Below are 20,887 nucleotides of genomic sequence, written 5' to 3'. Positions count from 1 at the left end.
ACTTCCTGAAAACAGCGTCCTAGAACCAGCGCCGCCAGCGCCCGATGCCGACCGCGACCAGCACGATCGACGCCATCGCGCCGATCGCGGTCCAGAATCCGACATCGGCAGTGTCGAAGAATCCCGCCTTGAAGTTCATGCCCAGCGCGCCGGCGATCATTGCCAGCGAGCCGAGCAGGACGGTGGCGAAGGTCAGCGTGCGCATGGTGTCGTTGGTGCGCTGCGCGATGCGCGTGGTGAACAGCTCGAAGCTGCCGACCACCAGCTCCCGGGTGTTTTCCACCGCATCCATGGCCCGCTCGAAACGTTGCTCCAGCGCGCGGAACTGGCGGTCGGCGATGCCGCTCTCGTCGGGTCGGAAATCCGGCCGCGCCAGCGCGCCGAACACGTGCCGGTGCGGCGCCAGCATCCGCCGCAGGCGCGAGGCGCCGCGTCGCAGCCGGGCCAGCTCCGGCAGGCTGTCGGGATTGACCGCGCGTGCCAGCACGGTGACCTCGAGGCGATCCACCGCGGCCTCGAAATCCGACACCGCGTGCAGGTAGCTTTCGACCATCCAGTCCAGCAGCGAGGCGGTGAAGCCCTCGGCGCTGAGGCTGCCGATGCGGGTCTGCGCGCGTTCGCGCTCGCGCAGGCGCTCGATGAAGTCGACCGGCCCGCGATGGATGCTGACGACGCGGTTGTCCCCGCAGATGATCGCCAGCCGTCGCCCGCGGAATTTCAGCCCGCCGCTGTGCTCCGCCGCGATCACCTGCACCAGGAACCACTCGCCGAAGTTCTGCAGGCGCGCGCTGCCGTTGAGCTCGCGCAGCAGCTGCGCGCCATCCGCGCCGAGATCGAGCCGCTGTGCCAGGTTTGACCAGCGCGCGACCGTGGTGTCGTCGATGGATTCCGCATCACCGATGTCGACGTCGATCCACAACAGTTGCCGCTCGGACAGGGACGCGACATCGATCGCATCGGCATCGAGCGTGCGGTCGGCGCCGTCGGCGTCGTACAGGGTGACGCGCAGCCACCCGGCCCCGCCCGCGGGCGGGGCGGCGGTCACGGGCTGCAAGCCGGTGTCCATGGCATGCAACGGGTGGTGATGGCGCAGCTCATCAACCGATGATCGGTGGCCATCGCGCGAAGGTCGGGTGAATCGTGGCCGGCGGCCAGGCGTGTCGCGCGTCTGCGCGGCGGCAGCGACAAGCGACCGCCGATGTGGCCTGATAGCAGTCCCGGAGGACGACAGGGATTGTCACCATGAAGGACTTGCGCAACCTGTTGCTGGATTGTCGTGCCGCGCTGCGCCGTGCGGATCCGCACTTCGAGAACAGCCCGCTGCGCGCGCGCATGGACGAGAACATCATCGGCATGAGCAAGGCCGAGGACACGCCGAAGGAAGTCGCCGCCGCGCCGCAGACCTTTTCCGCGCAGCAGGTCGCCTACGCCTGGCAGCAGGCGGCCCGCGAGCTGCACTTCACCCATCCGCAGCTGTACGCGGAACTGGGGCGCGAGGTGCGTGAGCGCCTGCAGGCCGACACGCTCGTCGATCCCAATGCCGAACTGGTCCGCCTGGAGGCACGACTCAGGCAGCTGCAGGCGGAGCGCGACACCGCGCAGGATGCATTGACCGCGACGCTCGCCACCGCGCACCGCGAGTTGCAGGCCGGTCTTGCGGACCTGCAGGACGAGTTGGCGACCCTGCGCCAGGCGCTCTCGGCGGCGGTGGCGCTGGACGGTGCCGACGCGCATGGCAGCGAGGTCGAGCTGGCGCAGCGGCGCCTGCGCGTGCTGGTCGAGGCCGCCCAGCGCGGCGGCGGATTGCCGAAGGCGCGCCCGGAGGCGCCCGGTGAGATCGCGCCGAGCACGACCAGGCTGCAGCAGGTCAGCAGCGGCTCGCGCGCATTCAGCGACGAGGAGCGCGAGTGGTGCATCGGTGAAGCGGTTGTCCGCAGCCACTTCGCGCTCAGTCCGGCGAAGTTGCTGGCCGATGGCGATCGCGCCCTGGCCACGCTGTTGCTCCAGGCCAGCCGCGTCGGCGCCTGACCCGGTTTCACCAGCCGTGGCCAGCGGCATGCCGATACTCGCGGCAACTGCCAGCGAGGACCAGGCCATGGCGCGATGCGATGTCTGCGGCAACGACTACGACAAGTGCTTCACGGTGAAAACGCCGGCCGGCTCGGGCACGTTCGATTCCTTCGAATGCGCCATCCACGCCCTGGCGCCGACCTGCAGCCACTGCCATTGCCGGATCATCGGCCACGGCGCCGAGCACGACGGCAAGTTCTATTGCTGCGCGCACTGCGCCAAGCAGTCGGGCATCGTCGGCATCGACGATCGCATCTGACCCGGTGTGCCGCGCACCGCGTGGTGCGTGAAGCGGCGATCGATCAGCCGCAGGTCACCGCGAGGATGCCGTTGTTGCCGTCCACGCGGATATCCACCCGTTCGGCACTGAATTCCATCGTCACCATCTGGCCCGGATGCAGCATGCGCACGACGCGGCTGCGGCTGTCGCTGCGGATCCGCTCGACGATATCCGTCGTCGCCTGTTGGCCGATCGCCCATTGCGCCGCATCGGCGTTGCAGGTCATGCGTGACGGTGGCATGGGATCGCTGTGCCGTGGCGGCGTCCCGGCGCAGGCCGGCAGGGCCAGCAGCAGGGCGACCGGGAAGGCGAAACGCACGAATGCCATGGGCGGTCCAGCAGGCGATGGGAGCCCGAGCATCAGGCCCTGTCCGTTGCCGTCGCGTCAACGCCGCCGTCGGCCGGCGTATCGGCCGCATGCACCGCATGCAGGCGCAACAGCAGCAGCGCCAGCGTCACCACGTCCTGGTGGTTGTGCGCGGCGACGCGTCGCAGGTTGCGTGCGGCGCCGCCACGCAGGTAGGACAACCATGCCGCCGGCGCCTCCGACCCCGGCAGGTCGTCCTCGCGCACGATGCGCAGCAGTTCGCGCTCGATCGTCGCCAGCCGGCAGTTCTCCCAGCTGCCGCGATAGCGCCGGCGGGTCGGGAACAGCAGGTCGACGTGATCCAGGCCGCCGATCGGGTCGCCCAGGCGTGCCAGCCGGTAGCGCGTCTTCAGCAGCGGCGCGTCGTAGCAGCGGCCGTTGTAGCTGGACAGCACCGTGTGCGGCGCCAGCCACGAGGCGAACGTCCGCAGCATCGCGGGCTCGGCGGCCAGCGTGGTGATCAGCAGCTGGCGGATGCGCAGGCCGTCGCCCTGCAGCGGATCGTGGTGCCAGTCGGCCGCGCCGATCATGAAGGCGCGCGTGCCGGTGCCGCCGGACAGACCCGTCGTCTCGGTGTCGAAGAACAGCAGCGCGCGCGGATCGACGTGATCCTCGCGCCTGGCAAAGGCCAGCTGCAGCGACGCCTGCGGCGCCGCGATCGGGATCCGCGACACGATCAGGCGCAAGCCGGGCGCGATCTCGTCGCCGGGCAGGGTGCGGTCGACGGGAATGCGCGGCGGCGTGGCGAGCGGACGTCGCTCGCGCACACCGAGCAGGCGACGCAGCGCGGCAATGGCGTCGACGGCGGGAAGCGGATCGTTGGCGGCGGGAAGCGACGTTGCGTCGGGAAAAGCGGCCCTCATCCGCCCTTCGGGCACCGTCTCCCGCGCGCGGGAGACGGGAGACGCCGGATCGACCGGTTGCGCATCGCACGCTGCTGGCGGCCGGTTTTCGATGGGGGCGGGCACTGCGTGGCCCGCCTGCCGGCGCAGTGCGCGCAGCTTGTCGAGGGAAACGCTCATGCATCCATTCGCGAACGACCGGCCGCGACCGGCGCCCCAGTGGCGCCTGTGGGAGCGGCTTCAGCCGCGAATGCGCGAGGAAATTCTCTGCAACTGAAAAGCTCGCGGCTGAAGCCGCTCCCACAGGGTGCGTCGCGGCTCACGCGACCTCCTGGAACAGCCCCAGCACCCGCAACGCCAGCACCTTCGGAGACGCCTCCGCCTTGCCTTCATCGACCGCCAGCACCGGGCCGACACAGGCGGGGCAACCGGACGTGCAATCGCAACGCTGCACCAGTTCGAGCGCGCGCTGCAGCAGCTCCGCCTGGCGCGCCCACAACGGCTCGCTCAGGCCGACGCCACCGGGGAAGTTGTCGTACAGATAGACCGTCGGCACGAACTGCTGCACCTCGGCCAACGCGATCTCCTTGCCTTCGACGCCTTTCAGCGAGCCGCGACCGCCCTGGTCGCTGGCCGCGAACCACGCGCCGTCGCCGTTGCCGATCGCCTTCTGCAGGTCGCGCGGGTCGGCCATCACCGCGACGGTGGCGACGATGTGCAATGCGTAGCCGGCACCGAGGAAACCGTCGAGCGCATCCTGGCGATTGCCGAACCACGCCAGCAGCACCGCCTGCGGCAACTGCCACCACACTGCGGTGGTGTGCAGTTCCTGGTCGGGCAGATTGACCGGGCCGTAGCCGATGTTCTCGTGGGTGTAGTAGCGGATCTTTTTATAGCCGGCGACGCGGCGCACGACGTGCACTTCGCCGTGGTTGGCATCGCCGTGCCCGGCCGCGCAGCCATCGAAGCGCTCGAGCACCTTGAGCTTCGTGTAGTCGATCGAGTCGGTGTAGTAGTCGACGTGCGTGCGCGTGACGTAGGCCTTGCGTCCGTCCCAGTCGAGATGCTCGACCTGGTAGGGCGTGGACTGCACCATGTGGATCGCGCCTTCGTACAGCGTCAGCGCGGCGGCGGAATAGTCCACCTCGGCGATGATCACCTGCTTGCCGTTGCTGCGGTCGACCACGACGAAGTTGCCGTCGGCGACCGAGCGCAGCGATACCGCGTTGGCCGGATAGCTGTCGGCGATCCATTCCCAGCGCTCGCCTTCGCGGTGCACGACCTCGGTCTCGGCGAGCGCTGCCAGGTACACCTCGGGCTCGATCGGGCCGAACAGCTCGTGCATGCTGAACGGCAGCTCGAAGGCCGCGCAGCGGATGTGGTCGAACAGGATCAGCGGCTGGTCCGGCGCGGTGCGCGCGTGCTCGGGCGGCGCGTCGGCGAAGAAATCCGGATGCCGCACCACGTACTGGTCGAGTGGTTGCGAATTGGCGACCAGCACGCCCAGCGACGGCTGCTGCCGGCGGCCGGCGCGACCGAAGCGCTGCCATGTCGCCGCGACCGTGCCCGGATAGCCGTTGAGCACGACGACGTCGAGGCTGCCGATGTCGACGCCGAGCTCCAGCGCGGAGGTGCTGATGATCCCGTCGATGCGGCCGTCGCGCATGTCGCGCTCGGCGGCGCGCCGCTCGGTGGGCAGGTAACCACCGCGATAGGCGCGGATGCGCGGCGGCTTGCGCGGATCGTGGTCGAACACGTCCTTCAGGTATTTGGTCAGCACCTCGACCATCAGCCGCGTCTGCGCGAACACCAGTGTCTTGAGGCCCGACTTGATCGCGATGCGCGCGATGCGGTTGCTCTGCGAGCGCGCCGACGCGCGCAGGCCGAGGTCGGCATTGACCACCGGCGGGTTCCACAGCAGCACGTGCTTGTCGCCGGTTGGCGCGCCGGACTCGGTGATGGCGTGCACGCGATCCTCGATCAGCGCCTGCGCGTGTTCGCGCGGATTGCCGATCGTCGCCGAGCACAGGATGAACTGCGGGCGCACGCCGTAGAACGCGCAGATCCGCTTGAGCCGGCGCAGCACGTTGGTGACATGGCTGCCGAACACGCCGCGGTAGCTGTGGATCTCGTCGATGACGACATAGCGCAGGTTCTCGAAGAACTGCGCCCACTTGGTGTGGTGCGGCAGGATCGCCTGGTGCAGCATGTCGGGATTGGAGACGACGATGTCGCCGTGCAGGCGGATCGCCTGGCGTGCATCGCCGGGCGTGTCGCCATCGAAGGTGAACGCCTTCACCCCGAGCTCGCCGGCGCGATTGAGCTCCAGCAGTTCGGCGACCTGGTCCTGCGCCAGTGCCTTGGTCGGAAACAGGTACAGCGCCTTCGCCCGTCCGGTCATCGCCGCGGCCAACACCGGCAGCGTGTAGCACAGCGACTTGCCCGAGGCGGTCGGGGTGACGATGGCGACGTGCTCGCCGCGCTGCGCCGCAGCCCAGGCTTCGGCCTGGTGTCGGTACAGCCGGTCGATGCCGCGCGCCGCCAGTGCGCGCCGCAACGCGGGTGGGACGTCGTCCGGGATCGGCGCGTAGTCGCCCTCGCGACCGGGGATGGTGAAGCTGCCGGTGATGCGGTCGCCGTAGCGACGCGCCAATGCCCGCGTGAGCGATGCCCCATTGCCGCGCCGGGGACCGTCCTCGTGTACGGACAGGGCCCGGTCCTCGTCGTGCCCGCGCCGCGCCAGTGCGTATCCGGACTTCCCCATGCGTGAGCGCGCAGTGGGCCGGTTCGACATCGCAGGCCCTGCGACCCGGCGTCCGGCGGCGCGGCCCGCCCGGGCCGGGAAGCTGATGCGGATCAAGCCGGTGCTCACGGGCAGCGTCTACAGTCGCGCCATGCCGCTCCCCGACGCCCGGAACGAGTCCGCGCAGCCCGTGTTCCGCGCACGCGGCCTGACCAAGGTCTATCGCATGGGCGAAGTGGAAGTACATGCGCTGCGCGGCGTCGACCTGGACCTGTTCGCCGGCGAATTCGTGGTGCTGCTGGGCGCGTCGGGCAGCGGCAAGTCGACCCTGCTCAACATCCTCGGCGGGCTGGACGCGCCCACGGCCGGCGTCGTCGAATGCCGCGGCCATCCGCTCACCGGCGCCGGCGACACGGCACTGACCCACTTCCGCCGCGAGCACGTCGGCTTCGTGTTCCAGTTCTACAACCTGATCCCCAGCCTCACCGCGCGCGAGAACGTCGCGCTGGTCACCGACATTGCGACATCGCCGATGGCGCCGGAACAGGCGCTGGCGCTGGTCGGCCTGGACACGCGCCTGGACCATTTCCCGGCGCAGATGTCCGGTGGCGAACAGCAGCGCGTCGCGATCGCGCGCGCCATCGCCAAGCGGCCGGACGTGCTGCTGTGCGACGAGCCCACCGGCGCGCTGGATTCGCAGACCGGCGTGCTGGTGCTGCAGGCGCTGGAACGCACCAATCGCGAAACCGGCGCGCTGACGGTGGTGATCACCCACAACGCGGTGATCGCCGGCATGGGCGATCGCGTGCTGACCCTTCGCGACGGCCGCATCGCCAGCGAAGAGCGCAACGCCGTGCGCCTGCCGGCATCGGGGCTGCGCTGGTGAGCGCGCTGCACCACAAGTTGCTGCGCGAGTTCCGCCAGCTGCGCGGGCAGGCGATCGCGATCGCGATGGTGATGGCCGGCGGCATCGGCATGCTGGTCATGGCGCTGAGCAACTACAACGCGCTGTCGCAGACGCGCGCGCTGTTCTATGCCGACTACCGCTTCGCCGATGTGTTCGCGCAGGCCAAGCGCGCACCCCTGCCGCTGCTCGATGCCGTGCGGGCGCTGCCCGGCGTGCGCGATGCGCAGGCGCGCATCGTCGGCATGGTCAACCTCGAGCTGGACGGCTACGGCGAACCGATGACCGGCGAGATCATGTCGCTGCCCGACGCTGGCGATGCCGGCCTCAATCGCCTGTACCTGCGCCAGGGGCGGCTGCCGGTGGCCGACGACGAGGTCGTGGTCGGCGAGCCGTTCGCGCAGGCGCACGCGCTGGTGCCCGGGGATACGATCACGGCCATCCTCAATGGACGCCGGCAATCGCTGCGCATCAGTGGGATTGGCTTGTCGCCGGAGTTCGTCTACCAGATCCGACCAGGCGACGTGTTCCCGGATTTCGAACGCTTCGGCGTGCTGTGGATGGCGCGCGCACCGCTGTCGCGCGCCTTCGACCTCGACGGTGCCTTCAACGACCTGGTGCTCACGCTGCAGCCCAACGCACGCCAGGATGACGTCATCGACGCGCTCGACACGCTGCTCGCGCCCTACGGCGGTGTCGGCGCGTACGGACGCGAACTGCAGCAGTCGCACCGCTTCCTGGACGAGGAACTCAAGCAGCTGCAGGTGATGACGCGGCTGTTCACCGCGATCTACCTCGGCGTGTCGGCCTTCCTGCTCAACGTGGTCGTCGGCCGGCTGGTGAGCACCCAGCGCGAGCAGATCGCGGTGCTCAAGGCCTTCGGCTACAGCCGCTGGGAAGTCGGCGTGCACTACGCGCAGCTGGTGCTGATGATGGTCGGCGTCGGCGTGCTGCCGGGGCTCGCCCTGGGTGCGTGGATGGGACGGCGCGTGGCCGACCTGTACATGGACTTCTACCGGTTTCCCTTCCTGGTCTGGTCGGTCCCGCCGTCGGTGGTGGCGCTGGCGTTCGCGTTCGCACTGGCCGCCGCCGCGCTCGGCACCGTCACCGGATTGCGTCGCGCCTTCGCGCTGCAGCCGGCCGAAGCGATGCGGCCGGAGTCCCCCGCGGTGTACCGGCGCACCCTGCTCGAGCGGCTCGGACTGGGCGGACTGCTCGATCCCGCCGCGCGCATGGTGCTGCGCAACCTGGAGCGCCGCCCGCTGCGCTCGGTCATGTCGGTGATCGGGATCGGCCTGGCCTGCGGCATCCTGGTGATGTCGCGCTCGCAGGCCGGCGCCATCGAACGGATGATCGACGTGCAGTTCGGCTTCGCCCAGCGCGACGACCTCGCGGTGACCTTCGCCGAGCCCACGTCGGCGCGCGCGATCGACGAGCTGGCGGCTCTGCCCGGCGTGCGCGCGGTCGAGCCCTACCGCGTCGCCGGCGTGCTGCTCCGCCACGGCCACCGCGAATACCGCACCGCGTTGCAGGGACTGACGCCCGGCGGCGACCTCAAGCGCGTGCTCGATGCGCGCCTGCAGCCGGCGGCGCTGCCGGCGGACGGCCTGCTGCTGACCGATTACCTCGCCGACATGCTCCACGTCCGCGCGGGCGACAGGCTCGACGTCGAATTCCTCGAAGGCGCACGCCGCCGCATCGACGTCCCCGTCGCCGGCACCGTGCGCGAATACATGGGCGTCGGTGCCTATGCGCGCCGCGATGTCGTCAACCGCCTGCTGCATGAAGACGGCGCGGTGACCGGCGCGTGGCTGTCGGTGGCGCCCGATGCGCGCGCCGAGGTCATCCAGGCGCTGCGCGGACGCCCGCGCATCATCGCGGTCACCGATCGCGCGGCGATGGTGCGCAGCTTCCGCGACACCATGGCCAAGGGCATCGTCACCTTCACCCTGGTCGCGACCCTGCTGGCCGGCAGCATCGCGGTCGGCGTGGTCTACAACGCCGCACGCATCACCCTGGCCGAACGCGGGCGCGAGCTCGCCAGCCTGCGCGTGCTCGGCTACACCCGCGCGGAAGTCCGCGGCCTGCTGCTGGGCGAACTCGCAACCCTGAGCCTGCTCGCGCTGCTGCCCGGCTTTGCGCTGGGCTACGGCATGACCGCGCTGCTGGTGCTCGGCTTCCGCTCGGAGATCTACCGCGTGCCGCTGAGCATCTCGCCATCGGGATTCGCCTTCGCCGGACTGGTGATACTGGCCGCGACGCTGCTCTCCGGGCTGCTGGTGAAGCGGCGGCTGGACCGGCTGGACCTCGTGTCCGTGCTCAAGACCAAGGAGTGATGACGACCATGACCGCATTGAACCGGACACGCGTGATCCGCTACCTGCTGGTGATCGTCGTCGTCGCCGCGCTGGCCGCGCTGGTGCTGTGGCCGAAGTCGCAGCTGGTCGACACCGCTCGCGTCGACCGTGGCCGCGTGGCGGAGACCATCGATGCCGAGGGCCGAACGCGCGTGCGCGACCGCTACGTCATCACCGCGCCGATCGCCGCCACCGCGCGCCGGCTGGCGCTGCAGCCCGGCGATCGCGTGCATGCGGGGCAGGTGCTGGTGCTGCTCGATCCCGGCGCCGCGCCCACGCTCGATGCGCGCGCGCGCGCCGAAGCCCGCTCGCGCATCGATGCCGCCGAAGACCGGTTGACCGCGGCACGCGAGGATGCGCGCGCAGCCGATGCCGCTTCCCGCCAGGCCGCTGCCGAATCCGCACGGCTGAAGACACTCGCGGCCGATCGCCTCGTCGCCGCCGAATCCGCCGAGCGCGCCGCGACCGCGCGCCAGCGTGCCGCACGCGAGGCCGCCAGCGCGCATGCGCTGGTCGCCACCGTCGAACACGAACTGCAGGCCGCGCAGGCGGTGCTGCGCGTCGGCAGTCGCGACGACGGCAAGGACGCCGCGCTGGAATTGACCGCGCCGGCGGACGGCGTCGTGTTGCGTCGCCACTACGAGAGCGCGAAACCGGTGCAGCCGGGCGAGGCGCTGCTCGAGGTTGGCGACCCGCAGGGGCTGGAGGTCGAAGTGGACGTGCTCTCCACCGATGCGGTGCGCCTGCGACCCGGCATGCCCGTCACGCTGCTGCGCTGGGGCGAGACGCGACCGCTGGCAGGACGCGTGCAGCGCATCGAACCGGGCGGCTTCACCAAGGTGTCGGCACTGGGCGTGGAGGAACAACGCGTCTGGGTCATCGTCGTACTCACCAGCCCGCGTGCGGACTGGGCGCGGCTGGGCGAGGCCTATCGCGTCAATGCGCGCTTCGAGCTGCGCGCGGTCGACGACGCCCTGCGCGTGCCGGCCAGTGCGGTGTTCCGCCATGCCGGCGGCGACGCCGTGTTCCGCATGGTCGGCGGCCGCTCCGTGCTGACGCCGTTGACGGTCGGCGTGCAGGGTGGCGGCTTCGCGCAGGTGATCCAGGGACTCTCCGCCGGCGATGCAGTCATCGTCCACCCGGATCGCGCGCTTGCGGATGGCGACCGCGTGCGGCTGCGCTGACGTGGCGCGGCGTGATGTCGTCCTACGACGCCTGCAGCTCCGCCGCCGCGACCGCGCGCACGGTCAAGCGCTGCAGGTCCGCAGCACCGGGCACGCTGATGCCCTTCGCGGAGCCCTGCGTGTACAGCGTCACGTGCGCGGGCGGCACCGGCAGCGGACGGCCGAGCAGGCGCGACAGCGCGGCGTGGAAGGGTGCCATCGCCGGCAGGTCGACCAGCTCGATGATCGATCCGACCGTCTGCGTCGATCCATCGTCGTCGATCGACTTCTGCAGGCGCAGCAGTCGACCGCTGCGCGCGAAGCGCCAATCCTGCGCAGCGAGCGCGGCGGCGATGGCGGCGTCGAGCGGTCCGGCAACGGCCGCGCGCAATTCACGCCCCAGCACCGATCCGATCAGCGTGATGTGCAGCTCGCGCTTCGGGACGAACACCAGGCCGTCGAGTGTCACCGCCTGCGGTGGCGGTGGCCACGCGCGCGGCGGGATCGGCAGGACCAGCGTGTGCTGCGGGCTGAGCCGGGGTGTGGAGGCCTTCGACATGGCGACAGCATGCCGCCGGATGTGTCGCGCGGGCGTCGTGCCACACGGCAGTGGCGCCCGCCGGCCGGCCTAGACTGACGACGTCCCGGCACCAACGAGGCCACATGTCCGACCGCATCCACAACGCCAGCCTGCGCGAGCGCCTGATGTCGGCCGACGCCGCGGCGGCGCTGATCCGGCCCGGCGACACGATCGCCATGAGCGGCTTCACCGGTTCCGGCTACCCCAAGGCCGTGCCACGGGCGCTGGCCGCGCGCATCGAGCGCGCGCACGCCGCCGGCGAGGCCTTCCAGGTGCAGGTGCTCACCGGCGCGTCGACCGCACCGGAACTTGATGGCGTGCTCGCACGCGCACGCGGCATGCAACTGCGGCTGCCCTACCAGTCCGATCCGACCGTGCGCGACTGCATCAACGCCGGCGAGCTGGAGTACATCGACCTGCACATCAGCCAGGTCGCGCAGGACACCTGGTTCGGATTCTTTGGCGACGTCGAGATCGCGCTGGTGGAAGTGACGGCCATCCTGGAGGACGGCAGCCTGGTGCCGGCGTCGTCGGTCGGCAACAACAAGACCTGGCTGGACCGCGCGAGCAAGGTCATCCTCGAAGTCAACCACTGGCAGCCGGCGGCGCTGCAGGGCATGCACGACATCTACTACGGCACCGCGCTGCCGCCGCACCGCGTGCCGATCCCGCTGCTGCGGCCGGACGACCGTATCGGCGAGCCGACCCTGCGCTGCGATCCCGCCAAGGTCGTCGCCGTGGTCGAGACCCATGCGCCGGACCGCCACACCGTCTTCAATCCTCCCGACGACACTTCGCGCCGGATCGCCGGCCACCTGCTCGAGTTCCTCGCGCACGAGGTCCAGCGCGGCCGCCTCACCGCGCAACTGCTGCCGCTGCAGTCGGGCGTCGGCAACATCGCCAATGCCGTGCTCGCGGGGCTGGCCGACAGCGGTTACCGCGGGCTGAGCGCCTTCACCGAGGTCATCCAGGACGGCATGCTCGCGCTGCTCAAACAGGGCGTGCTGCGCAGCGCGTCGGCGACATCGTTCTCGCTCAGCGAAGCGGCGCTCGCCGAATTCAACGCCAACGTCGACTTCTACCGCGAGCGCATCGTGCTGCGACCGCAGGAGATTTCCAACCATCCCGAACTGATCCGCCGCCTGGGCTGCATCGCCATGAACGGCATGATCGAGGCCGACCTCTACGGCAACGTCAACTCCAGCCACATCGCGGGCAGCCGCATCATGAACGGCATCGGCGGCAGCGGTGACTTCGCGCGCAACGCCTATCTGTCGGTCTTCATGGCGCCCAGCACGGCCAAGGGCGGCGCCGTGTCGTCGCTGGTGCCGATGGCCAGCCACGTCGACCACACCGAGCACGACGTCATGGTCCTGGTCACCGAGCAGGGCCTGGCCGACCTGCGCGGGCTCTCACCCAAGCAGCGCGCCCGGCAGGTCATCGCCCACTGCGCGCATCCCGACTACAGGCCGCTGCTGCAGGACTACTTCGATCGCGCCTGCCGGGCGAGCTATGGCAAGCACACGCCGCACCTGCTGACCGAAGCGCTCAGCTGGCACGAGCGTTTCATCCAGACGGGCAGCATGCGCGGCCCCATGGGGGCGGTGGGCGGTCGGTAGAATCGACCGCCCCAGCCGCGACGTGGCCATGCTCCGACTCACCGACATCAAGCTTCCCCTCGACCACGACGCCGCCGCGCTGCCCGCGGCGATCGTCGCGCGGCTGGGGATCCATGCCGACGAGCTGGCCGGCTACAGCATCGCCCGGCGCAGCCATGACGCACGCAAGCGCGGCGCGATCAGCTGGATCTATTCGGTGGACGTGGACACGCCGCGCGAGGCGGACATCCTGTGGCGCCTGCAACTCGATGCGGAGGTGGCGCAGTTCGCGCGGGATGCCGATGGCGGCAAGGTCATGAAGACGCCGGACACGACCTACCGGTTCGTGGCGCGTGCGCCGGAGCATCTGCCATTGCGCCCGATCGTGATCGGGATGGGACCCTGCGGTTTGTTCGCGGCGCTGGTGCTGGCGCAGATGGGCTTCCGGCCGCTCGTGCTGGAGCGCGGCAAGGAAGTGCGCGAGCGCACGAAGGACACCTGGGGCCTGTGGCGGAAAAAAATCCTAAACCCGGAATCGAACGTGCAGTTCGGCGAGGGCGGCGCCGGCACCTTTTCCGACGGCAAGCTCTACAGCCAGATCAGCGACAAACACCACCACGGGCGCAAGGTGCTGGCGGAATTCGTCGCGGCCGGCGCGCCGGCGGAGATCCTGTACGTCAGCAAGCCGCACATCGGCACCTTCCGGCTGGTGTCGATGGTCGAGCACATGCGCGCGACGATCGAGTCGCTGGGCGGCGAGATCCGTTTCAGCCAGCGCGTCGACGACCTGCTGGTCGAGAGCGACACCGCCGGCACGCGGCATGTGCGCGGGGTGGTGCTGGCCGATGGCGCGCAGCTGCGCGCCGACCATGTGGTGCTGGCACTGGGACACAGCGCGCGCGACACCTTCACGATGCTGCACGATCGCGCGGTGTTCATGGAGGCGAAGCCGTTCTCGATCGGCTTCCGCATCGAGCATCCGCAGTCGCTGATCGACCAGGCGCGCTTCGGTCCACAGGCCGGGCATCCGCTGCTGGGCGCGGCCGATTACAAGCTGGTGCATCACTGCCGCAACGGGCGCTCGGTGTACAGCTTCTGCATGTGTCCCGGCGGCACCGTGGTCGCGGCGGCGAGCGAGCCCGGGCGCGTGGTCACCAACGGCATGAGCCAGTACTCGCGCAACGAGCGCAATGCGAACGCGGCGATCGTCTGCGGCATCACGCCGGAGGATTACGCCGGATACGGCGATGGCCCGCTCGCCGGCATCGGCCTGCAGCGGCATTGGGAATCGCTGGCGTTCGAGCTGGGCGGCGGTGATTACACCGCGCCGGGGCAACTGGTCGGCGACTTCCTCGCCAACCGCGCGTCCGTGCAGTTCGGTGCGGTGCAGCCTTCGTACACGCCTGCGGTGCGGCCAAGCAATCTCGATGCGTCATTGCCGCGCTACGCGATCGATGCCATCCGCGAGGCCTTGCCGGCCTTCGACCGGCAGATCCGCGGCTTCGGCATGCACGACGCCCTGCTCACCGGCGTGGAGACGCGCACCTCGTCGCCGCTGCGCATCACCCGCGGGGAGGACGGACAGAGCCTCAATACGCGCGGCCTGTACCCGGCCGGGGAAGGCGCGGGCTATGCCGGCGGCATCTTCTCGGCGGGCGTGGACGGCATCCGCATGGCCGAGGCGGTGGCGCGGTCACTGGTGGCGGCTGGCCAGGCGCACGCGATCGGGTGACGGCGCCTGCGCGCGGCCGCGTGCACAATCGCCGCCATCGCTGATCGGATGGAGTCGACATGAAACCCAGGAACAACGGCAGGCCCGAACCCGACGACGGCCAGCGCCGGCTCGCGGTGTTGATCGATGCCGACAATGCGCAGCCCTCGGTGATCGAAGGCCTGCTGGCCGAGGTCGCCAAGTTCGGCGTCGCCAGCGTCAAGCGCATCTATGGCGACTTTACATCGACGCGCGCGACCCAGTGGAAGCAGAAGCTGCTGGAGCATTCGATCAATCCGGTGCAGCAGTTCGCCTATACCAGCGGCAAGAACGCGACCGACAGTTCATTGATCATCGATGCGATGGACCTGATGTACACCGGGCGCTTCGACGGCATGTGCCTGGTCTCCAGCGACAGCGACTTCACCCGCTTGGCGCAGCGCGTGCGCGAGGAAGGCCTGACCGTCTATGGTTTTGGCGAGCGCAAGACGCCGGACGCGTTCGTGCAGGCCTGCGACAAGTTCATCTACACCGAGGTGTTGCGTGCGGAAGTCGCGCCCGGTGCGCCGGCCAAGGCGCGACCGGCGAAGCAGGCCCCGAAGAAAACGACAGCTGGCGCCAAGCAGGAGGCGCCGCCGACACCTTCGACACCCGCAGCGCCCGTCGTGGCGAAAGCCGCCGTGCTGCCGCTGCCGCTGGAACTGCTGCGACGCGCGATCGAGGAGGCGTCCGACGAGCAGGGCTGGGCACACCTGGGCGCGGTCGGCAGTTACCTGACCAAGATCCGGCCGGACTTCGATCCGCGCCTGTACGGGCACCGCAAGCTGAGTGATCTGTTCAAGGCGCACGCGCGCCACTTCGGCATCGACGAGCGCGGCGGCGCCGGTGGCAGCAGGACGCTGTACGTGCGCGCGCTGGACCGGGCCGGCGCGTGATCAACAAGCCGTTCTCGCCATCCTGCGAACGCAATCGCGACCCGATCCTCGCGGTGCTGCGGCAGCGCTTCGCCGACCGCCGGCAGGTGCTGGAGATCGGCAGCGGGACCGGGCAGCACGCGGTGCACTTCGCCGCGGCGATGCCGTGGCTGACCTGGCAGTGTTCGGACGTGGCGGAGAACCTGCCGGGGATCCGCATGTGGCTGGACGAGGCGGGGCTGGTGAATACGCCGGCGCCGATCATGCTGGATGTCGAATCGGGGCCGTGGCCTGCTCGCAGCTTCGATGCGGCCTTCAGCGCCAACACCCTGCACATCATGGGATGGCCGGCGGTGGAGGCGTGCTTCGACGGCCTCGATGCGGCGCTCGCCGACAGCGCGGTGCTGGTGGTGTACGGACCATTCAACGACGACGGTCGCTACAGCAGCGACAGCAACCGCGAGTTCGACCGCTGGCTCAAGGCGCGCGATCCGCGCTCGGGCATCCGCGACGCCGCGGCGGCGGATGCGCTGGCGCGCAACATCGGGTTGCGACTGGTCGACGACGTTGCGATGCCGGCCAACAACCGCTGCCTCACCTGGGCGCGCTGATGTCGTCGGCCGGGATCGTGTCGACGACCGGTTTGGGCTTGCGCCAGTACTCGCGCCGGATGATCGGCACCAGCGCATTGGTGAACCGGATCGCCTCCGATGCCGACAGGTGCGACCACTCCGGCTGCGTGTAGCCCTGCAATTGCGGGTAGTCCTCGAAGTGGATGCCCGGCGCGCCGGTGCGCTGCAGCAGCACGTCCCAGGTCCGTGCGCGCGGCAGCACGCGCTGCTCGAATGCGTAATACGGGCCGGTGCTGGGCGGTCGCACGAACAGGACCTGCACTCCTCGGGCGCGCAAGGTGGCGATGGCGGTGGCAGCCCTGGCGATCTGCGTGTCGATCGCCGCCTGCAGTTTCTGCGGAGTGTCGAGGCCATGCGGCGGCGGACCATTGAAGCGCTGCGCCCAGATGCTGCGCGCGAGCGCCCTGTACGCGGGATCGGTCTCGAGTTTGCGCCACATGTGCGCGTTGCGATCCGGCTCCTGCATCACCATCAGCTTGCGCACGGAGACGTGGTCCTCCAGACCCGGGCGCGGTGGCCATGCCTGGCGACGCACCACCGTGCCCAGCGCGAAGTCGGGATCGTCGAAGGCGAACAGCGGTTCCAGCAGGTGCCTGGACAGCCAGTGCCCGCTGCGTTTCGATGGCCCTTCCTGGTGGTAGAACGGCACGATGTCGCCGCGATAGGCGAAGCCGGTGAAGAAGATGTCCGGTGCGACGCCGACCAGCAGGCGCCCGGTGAAGTTCGGGTCGGCGGCGAGGTCCTCGAGCACCGGCACCGGCGAGGTGCCTTCCATCGCGAGCTGGATCGGACGCTCGCCGGTGATGCGTTCCCAGACCGGCAACTGCACGTCGAACAACACGCGCGAGGAACCGATCAGCACGGTCCTGCCGCCTTCGCCGCTGTCGATGCGCCGGCGCTGTTCGGCCCAGGCGCCGTTGCTGTTGCGGTAGCCCGGGGTGGCGCCGAATGCGCGCCAGTACGCCTCCCAGCCGCCGAGCAGCAGCGCGGTCATCACCAGCGCGGCCAGCAGGATCGGGCCCCAGGGCTGCACGGGGATGTCGCGCACCGGGACTGGCTGCGCCACCCCGGGGCGGTCGGAGGCGGTCTGGCGCACGAAGCCCGGACGCTCGAACGCCGCGCCATCGGCGATGGCCGCAGCATCCGGCGCGACGACGGCGGCCATGGCCGCCGTCATGGCATCAGAACTGGAAGTAGATGAAGGCATTGCCCTCTCCCTGTGCGATGACGATCGAGAACGCCATCACCGCCCATGCGACTGCGATCGTCGCCGCGGGCACGCGCGCGACCACCGACTCGAGCGTGCGGTTGCGCATCTGCCAGTGCGCGAACACCAGTCCGCCGACGATCAACGCGACCGGCAGCAGATAGGCCATTGGCAGGATCGGCACGGCGTCGGCGTTGCCGCCGAACATGCCGCGCAACACCACCCACGCCTGCTCGAAGGTCTTCGCGCGGAAGAACACCCAGGTGACGTTGATCAGCGCATAGGTCAGCAGGCCCAGCCCGACCAGCGACAGCGGACCCGGGCGCCAGCCGGCGAAGCGCGACCGCAGCACGCGCTCACCGGCAAGGTAGGTGCCGTGCAGGCCGCCCCACACCACGAAGGTCCAGCTGGCGCCGTGCCAGAGCCCACCGAGCAGCATCGTCGCCATCAACGCGAGGTAGGTGCGTGCCTGGCCATGGCGGTTGCCGCCCAGCGGGATATAGAGGTAGTCGCGCAGCCACGCCGACAGCGTGATGTGCCAGCGTCGCCAGAAATCCGAGAAGCCCACGGCTGCGTACGGGAAGCGGAAGTTGTCCGGCATGGCGAAGCCCAGGCACATCGCCGCGCCGATGGCGGTCGTCGAATAACCCGCGAAGTCGCAGAAGATCTGTCCGCTGAACGCCAGCGTCCCCATCCACGCATCCAGCGCGCCGGGTGCGCCCTGGCCGTCGTAGACCATCTCCGCCGCGCCGGCCAGGAAGGTGTCGGCCAGCACGACCTTCTGGAACAGGCCCAGCGTCATCAGCGCCAGCCCGAAGCGCAGCTGGTCGGCGCTGGCGCGATGCGGCTGCGCGAACTGCGGCACCAGCTCGGTCGGCCGCATGATCGGCCCGGCGACCAGGTGCGGGAAGAAGGTCACGAACAGCGCGTAGTCGAGGAAGCTGGTCGCCGGCTTCGCGCGTCGCAGGTAGACGTCCAGCGTGTAGGACATCGTGGCGAAGGTATAGAACGAGATGCCGACCGGCAGCACGATCGACTGCTTGGCCGGCGTGTAGGCCACGCCCAGCGTCGCCATGAACGCGCTGAAGTTGTCGAGCAGGAAGTTGCCGTACTTGAAGTAACCCAGCATGCCCAGGTTGGCGACCACCGACAGCAGCATCCATGCGCGACGCATGTTCTGCCTGTGCGCATGCACCAGCTTCTGCGCCGCGTACCAGTCGACGACGGTCGAGATCCACAGCAGCGCGACGAACGGCGGGTTCCAGGCCGCGTAGAACAGGTAGCTGGCGAGGAGCAGGTTGACCTTCTTCGTCGTCCAGCCCAACGGCAGGTTGTGCATCACCAGCACGCAGGCGAAGAACACCGCGAACGTAAGGGAATTGAAGACCATGCGACGCTCCGGTGCGCGGCCGCCGGTCACGCGCGGATGCAGGGACAAACGCCCGGTGGCGGTCGACCCGGCCACGCGCCGATGGACGGTGGCAGGGCTGGAAACGTGATCGCATCGGCAGCGCCCATGCCATCTGGGGGATGCGTCGTCGCGAGGGCGCGCTAGGCTTGGCGATCGCCTGTCGCTGGAGTGCCGAATGTCGCGTTTGACCGGGGTGTCGCCTGTCCGTCTCGCCTTGCCGCTGTTGCTGCTCGCCGCCACCACCCATGCACAGGACGCCACGCCGCATACGGCGGCGTATCCCGGGACGCTGGCGCTGGACATCGACGCCACCGATCTCTCGCATCGCATCTTCCGCGCCCACGAGCGCATCCCGGTGCAGCCCGGACCGCTGACGCTGCTGTATCCACGCTGGCTGCCTGGCCATCATTCGCCGAGCGGGCCGATCGACAAGATCGCCGGGATCGTGTTCACCGCCAACGGGCAACGTCTGGCGTGGACGCGCGATCCGCTCGACGTCTATGCCTTCAGGCTCGACATCCCAGCCGGCGCGACCACGCTCGAGGTGGACTTCGACTTCCTGAGCCCCACCGATCGCAGCCAGGGCCGGGTGGTGATGACCCCGGCCATGCTCAACCTGCAGTGGAATACGGTCGTCCTGTATCCGGCCGGGCACGCGGCCAGCGCGATCACGGTCGTCCCCAGCGTCAAGCTGCCACCGCAGTGGCAGGCGGCGACCGCGCTCGATGGCGCGGTGCGCAGCGGCGACACGGTGCGCTACGCCCCGGTGGCGTTCAACACGCTGATCGATTCGCCGATCTATGCCGGCCAGTATTTCAAGCGCATCGACCTGGACCCGGGCGCGAAGGTGCCGGTGCACATGGATGTGTTCGCCGACGATCCGCGCTTCCTGGAGGCCAAGCCCGAACAGATCGCCGCGCATCGCAAGCTGGTGCAGCAGGCCTACAAGCTGTTCGGCTCGCACCACTACGACCATTACGACTTCCTGTTCTCGCTGTCCGACCAGATGGCGGGCAACGGACTGGAGCACCACCGCTCCAGCGAGGACGGCGTCGGCACCGGGTATTTCACCGAGTGGGATACCCAGGCCGGCGAACGCGACCTGCTGCCGCACGAGTACACGCACTCGTGGAACGGCAAGTTCCGCCGCGGCGCCGACCTCACCACGCCCGACTTCAACGTGCCGATGCAGGACAGCCTGCTGTGGGTGTACGAGGGCCAGACCCAGTACTGGGGCAACGTGCTGGCCGGACGTTCCGGCCTGCGCACGGCCGAGCAGTCGCGCGATGCGCTCGCGCTGGTGGCGGCTGCCTACACCGACAATCGCGCCGGGCTCACCTGGCGCGCGCTGCAGGACACCACCAACGATCCGATCATCGCCCAGCGCCGGCCCAAGCCTTACCGCGGCTTCCAGCTCAGCGAGGATTACTACTCCGGCGGACAGATGATCTGGCTGGAGGTCGACGCACGCATCCGCGCGAAGACCGGCGGCCGGAAGTCGCTGGATGATTTCGCCAGTGCGTTCTTCGGCGTCGACAACGGCAGCTGGACGGTGCATCCCTACACGTTCGATGACGTCGTCCGCACCCTGGATGGCGTGGTCGCCGACGACTGGGCGACGTTCCTGCGCGCGCGCCTGGACGGCGCGACGCCGATCACCGGTGGCATCGCCGCCGCCGGCTGGAAGCTGGTGTACCTGGACAAGCCCAACGACTACGCCAAGGCGGCGGCAAAGGAAGGCGGCGGTGCCGACTTCCTGTATTCGCTCGGCTTCACCGTGGACAAGGACGGCAAGCTGGGCGAGGTGCGCTGGGACGGCCCGGCCTTCCGCGCCGGCATCGGTAGCGGCATGCAGCTGGTGGCGGTCGACGGCCGCGAGTACAAAAAGGTGACGCTCGAGGATGCGGTGAAGGCCGCCAAGGGCGGCACCGCGCCGATCACGCTATTGGTGAAGGACTTCGATCGCTATCGCACGATCGCGCTGGATTACCACGACGGGCTGCGCTATCCGCACCTGCAGCGGATCGCGGGCACGCCCGATCACCTCGGCGCGATCTACGCCGCGCGGAAATAAAAACAGGGGTCAGAGTGAAGTTTCGTGCTGACGT

At 69.5% G+C, this 20,887-nt stretch carries 17 protein-coding genes; 10 read left to right on the top strand and 7 right to left on the bottom strand.

Annotated elements, in window-relative coordinates; all coding sequences use genetic code 11:
• Positions 1-19: 19 nt before the first annotated feature.
• The gene (locus GST15_RS08835) at positions 20-1,066 is read right to left on the bottom strand and encodes a magnesium transporter CorA family protein (protein ID WP_233263139.1); all 1,047 of its coding nucleotides are present in this window, start codon (positions 1,064-1,066) and stop codon (positions 20-22) included.
• Between the two features lie 176 nt (positions 1,067-1,242).
• Here GST15_RS08835 and GST15_RS08830 point away from each other — a divergent pair, with 176 nt between their 5' ends.
• Positions 1,243-2,028, top strand: a complete 786-nt coding sequence (locus tag GST15_RS08830; RefSeq protein ID WP_159016873.1) for a hypothetical protein — start codon at positions 1,243-1,245, stop codon at positions 2,026-2,028.
• Positions 2,029-2,095: 67 nt separating this feature from the next.
• Positions 2,096-2,329, top strand: a complete 234-nt coding sequence (locus GST15_RS08825) for a hypothetical protein (protein WP_159016872.1) — start codon at positions 2,096-2,098, stop codon at positions 2,327-2,329.
• Between the two features lie 43 nt (positions 2,330-2,372).
• Here GST15_RS08825 and GST15_RS08820 read toward each other — a convergent pair whose 3' ends face one another.
• From GST15_RS08820 to GST15_RS08810, 3 genes are all read right to left on the bottom strand, one after another.
• On the bottom strand, positions 2,373-2,678 hold the full coding sequence (locus GST15_RS08820; RefSeq protein WP_159016871.1) for an I78 family peptidase inhibitor: 306 nt from the start codon (positions 2,676-2,678) through the stop codon (positions 2,373-2,375).
• Positions 2,679-2,710: 32 nt separating this feature from the next.
• On the bottom strand, positions 2,711-3,739 hold the full coding sequence (locus tag GST15_RS08815) for a ribonuclease H-like domain-containing protein (RefSeq protein ID WP_159016870.1): 1,029 nt from the start codon (positions 3,737-3,739) through the stop codon (positions 2,711-2,713).
• A gap of 139 nt (positions 3,740-3,878) precedes the next feature.
• A complete protein-coding gene (locus GST15_RS08810) occupies positions 3,879-6,323 on the bottom strand; it encodes a DEAD/DEAH box helicase (protein WP_159017131.1) in 2,445 nt (814 codons plus the stop codon).
• A gap of 85 nt (positions 6,324-6,408) precedes the next feature.
• Between GST15_RS08810 and GST15_RS08805 the strand changes: the two genes are divergently transcribed.
• The 3 genes from GST15_RS08805 to GST15_RS08795 are packed head-to-tail and all read left to right on the top strand — an operon-like array spanning position 6,409 to position 10,747.
• Positions 6,409-7,188 (top strand): ABC transporter ATP-binding protein, encoded by a 780-nt coding sequence (locus GST15_RS08805; protein WP_233263119.1) that lies wholly within the window; start codon positions 6,409-6,411, stop codon positions 7,186-7,188.
• Complete coding sequence (locus tag GST15_RS08800; RefSeq protein WP_159016869.1) at positions 7,185-9,542, top strand: ABC transporter permease; 2,358 nt, start codon at positions 7,185-7,187, stop codon at positions 9,540-9,542. The genes GST15_RS08805 and GST15_RS08800 overlap by 4 nt, the downstream gene beginning before the upstream one ends.
• A gap of 8 nt (positions 9,543-9,550) precedes the next feature.
• Positions 9,551-10,747, top strand: coding sequence for an efflux RND transporter periplasmic adaptor subunit (locus GST15_RS08795; RefSeq protein ID WP_159016868.1), 1,197 nt, complete (start codon positions 9,551-9,553; stop codon positions 10,745-10,747).
• 22 nt (positions 10,748-10,769) lie between these two features.
• Here the strand turns inward: GST15_RS08795 and GST15_RS08790 are convergent, their stop codons facing one another.
• Positions 10,770-11,285, bottom strand: coding sequence for a hypothetical protein (locus GST15_RS08790; protein ID WP_159016867.1), 516 nt, complete (start codon positions 11,283-11,285; stop codon positions 10,770-10,772).
• A gap of 104 nt (positions 11,286-11,389) precedes the next feature.
• Between GST15_RS08790 and scpC the strand changes: the two genes are divergently transcribed.
• The 4 genes from scpC to GST15_RS08770 are packed head-to-tail and all read left to right on the top strand — an operon-like array spanning position 11,390 to position 16,140.
• Positions 11,390-12,925, top strand: a complete 1,536-nt coding sequence (scpC, locus tag GST15_RS08785; RefSeq protein WP_159016866.1) for a succinyl-CoA:acetate CoA-transferase ScpC — start codon at positions 11,390-11,392, stop codon at positions 12,923-12,925.
• Positions 12,926-12,953: 28 nt separating this feature from the next.
• Positions 12,954-14,636, top strand: a complete 1,683-nt coding sequence (locus GST15_RS08780; protein ID WP_159016865.1) for an NAD(P)/FAD-dependent oxidoreductase — start codon at positions 12,954-12,956, stop codon at positions 14,634-14,636.
• Between the two features lie 59 nt (positions 14,637-14,695).
• Positions 14,696-15,550: an NYN domain-containing protein gene (locus GST15_RS08775; protein ID WP_159016864.1), complete on the top strand. Its 855-nt coding sequence runs from the start codon at positions 14,696-14,698 to the stop codon at positions 15,548-15,550.
• Positions 15,550-16,140: a DUF938 domain-containing protein gene (locus GST15_RS08770; RefSeq protein ID WP_425482226.1), complete on the top strand. Its 591-nt coding sequence runs from the start codon at positions 15,550-15,552 to the stop codon at positions 16,138-16,140. Before GST15_RS08775 ends, GST15_RS08770 begins: the two co-directional genes overlap by 1 nt.
• On the opposite strand, the gene GST15_RS08765 is transcribed toward GST15_RS08770, so the two are convergent.
• Positions 16,124-17,326: a hypothetical protein gene (locus tag GST15_RS08765; protein WP_233263118.1), complete on the bottom strand. Its 1,203-nt coding sequence runs from the start codon at positions 17,324-17,326 to the stop codon at positions 16,124-16,126. The genes GST15_RS08770 and GST15_RS08765 overlap by 17 nt on opposite strands.
• Before the next feature lie 16 nt (positions 17,327-17,342).
• Positions 17,343-18,758 (bottom strand): MBOAT family O-acyltransferase, encoded by a 1,416-nt coding sequence (locus GST15_RS08760; protein WP_159016862.1) that lies wholly within the window; start codon positions 18,756-18,758, stop codon positions 17,343-17,345.
• A gap of 196 nt (positions 18,759-18,954) precedes the next feature.
• On the opposite strand from GST15_RS08760, the gene GST15_RS08755 reads away from it, so the two are divergent.
• Positions 18,955-20,853 carry a M61 family metallopeptidase gene (locus tag GST15_RS08755; RefSeq protein WP_159016861.1) on the top strand — a complete coding sequence of 633 codons (1,899 nt, stop codon included), beginning with the start codon at positions 18,955-18,957 and terminating at the stop codon, positions 20,851-20,853.
• Positions 20,854-20,887: the final 34 nt, after the last annotated feature.

Source organism: Cognatiluteimonas profundi (genome assembly GCF_009792795.1).
Taxonomy (GTDB): domain Bacteria; phylum Pseudomonadota; class Gammaproteobacteria; order Xanthomonadales; family Xanthomonadaceae; genus Cognatiluteimonas; species Cognatiluteimonas profundi.
This window is presented reverse-complemented; position numbering and strand designations above follow the sequence as displayed.

Bases quoted from the DNA above. Each gene is read 5' to 3' on its own strand.
- GST15_RS08790 (WP_159016867.1), bottom strand. From the start codon at position 11,285: ATGTCGAAGGCCTCCACACCCCGGCTCAGCCCGCAGCACACGCTGGTC.
- GST15_RS08810 (WP_159017131.1), bottom strand. From the start codon at position 6,323: ATGGGGAAGTCCGGATACGCACTGGCGCGGCGCGGGCACGACGAGGAC.
- scpC (WP_159016866.1), top strand. From the start codon at position 11,390: ATGTCCGACCGCATCCACAACGCCAGCCTGCGCGAGCGCCTGATGTCG.
- GST15_RS08830 (WP_159016873.1), top strand. From the start codon at position 1,243: ATGAAGGACTTGCGCAACCTGTTGCTGGATTGTCGTGCCGCGCTGCGC.
- GST15_RS08775 (WP_159016864.1), top strand. From the start codon at position 14,696: ATGAAACCCAGGAACAACGGCAGGCCCGAACCCGACGACGGCCAGCGC.
- GST15_RS08755 (WP_159016861.1), top strand. From the start codon at position 18,955: ATGTCGCGTTTGACCGGGGTGTCGCCTGTCCGTCTCGCCTTGCCGCTG.
- GST15_RS08760 (WP_159016862.1), bottom strand. From the start codon at position 18,758: ATGGTCTTCAATTCCCTTACGTTCGCGGTGTTCTTCGCCTGCGTGCTG.
- GST15_RS08795 (WP_159016868.1), top strand. From the start codon at position 9,551: ATGACCGCATTGAACCGGACACGCGTGATCCGCTACCTGCTGGTGATC.
- GST15_RS08780 (WP_159016865.1), top strand. From the start codon at position 12,954: ATGCTCCGACTCACCGACATCAAGCTTCCCCTCGACCACGACGCCGCC.
- GST15_RS08765 (WP_233263118.1), bottom strand. From the start codon at position 17,326: ATGGCCGCCGTCGTCGCGCCGGATGCTGCGGCCATCGCCGATGGCGCG.
- GST15_RS08825 (WP_159016872.1), top strand. From the start codon at position 2,096: ATGGCGCGATGCGATGTCTGCGGCAACGACTACGACAAGTGCTTCACG.
- GST15_RS08835 (WP_233263139.1), bottom strand. From the start codon at position 1,066: ATGGACACCGGCTTGCAGCCCGTGACCGCCGCCCCGCCCGCGGGCGGG.
- GST15_RS08805 (WP_233263119.1), top strand. From the start codon at position 6,409: ATGCGGATCAAGCCGGTGCTCACGGGCAGCGTCTACAGTCGCGCCATG.
- GST15_RS08820 (WP_159016871.1), bottom strand. From the start codon at position 2,678: ATGGCATTCGTGCGTTTCGCCTTCCCGGTCGCCCTGCTGCTGGCCCTG.
- GST15_RS08815 (WP_159016870.1), bottom strand. From the start codon at position 3,739: ATGAGCGTTTCCCTCGACAAGCTGCGCGCACTGCGCCGGCAGGCGGGC.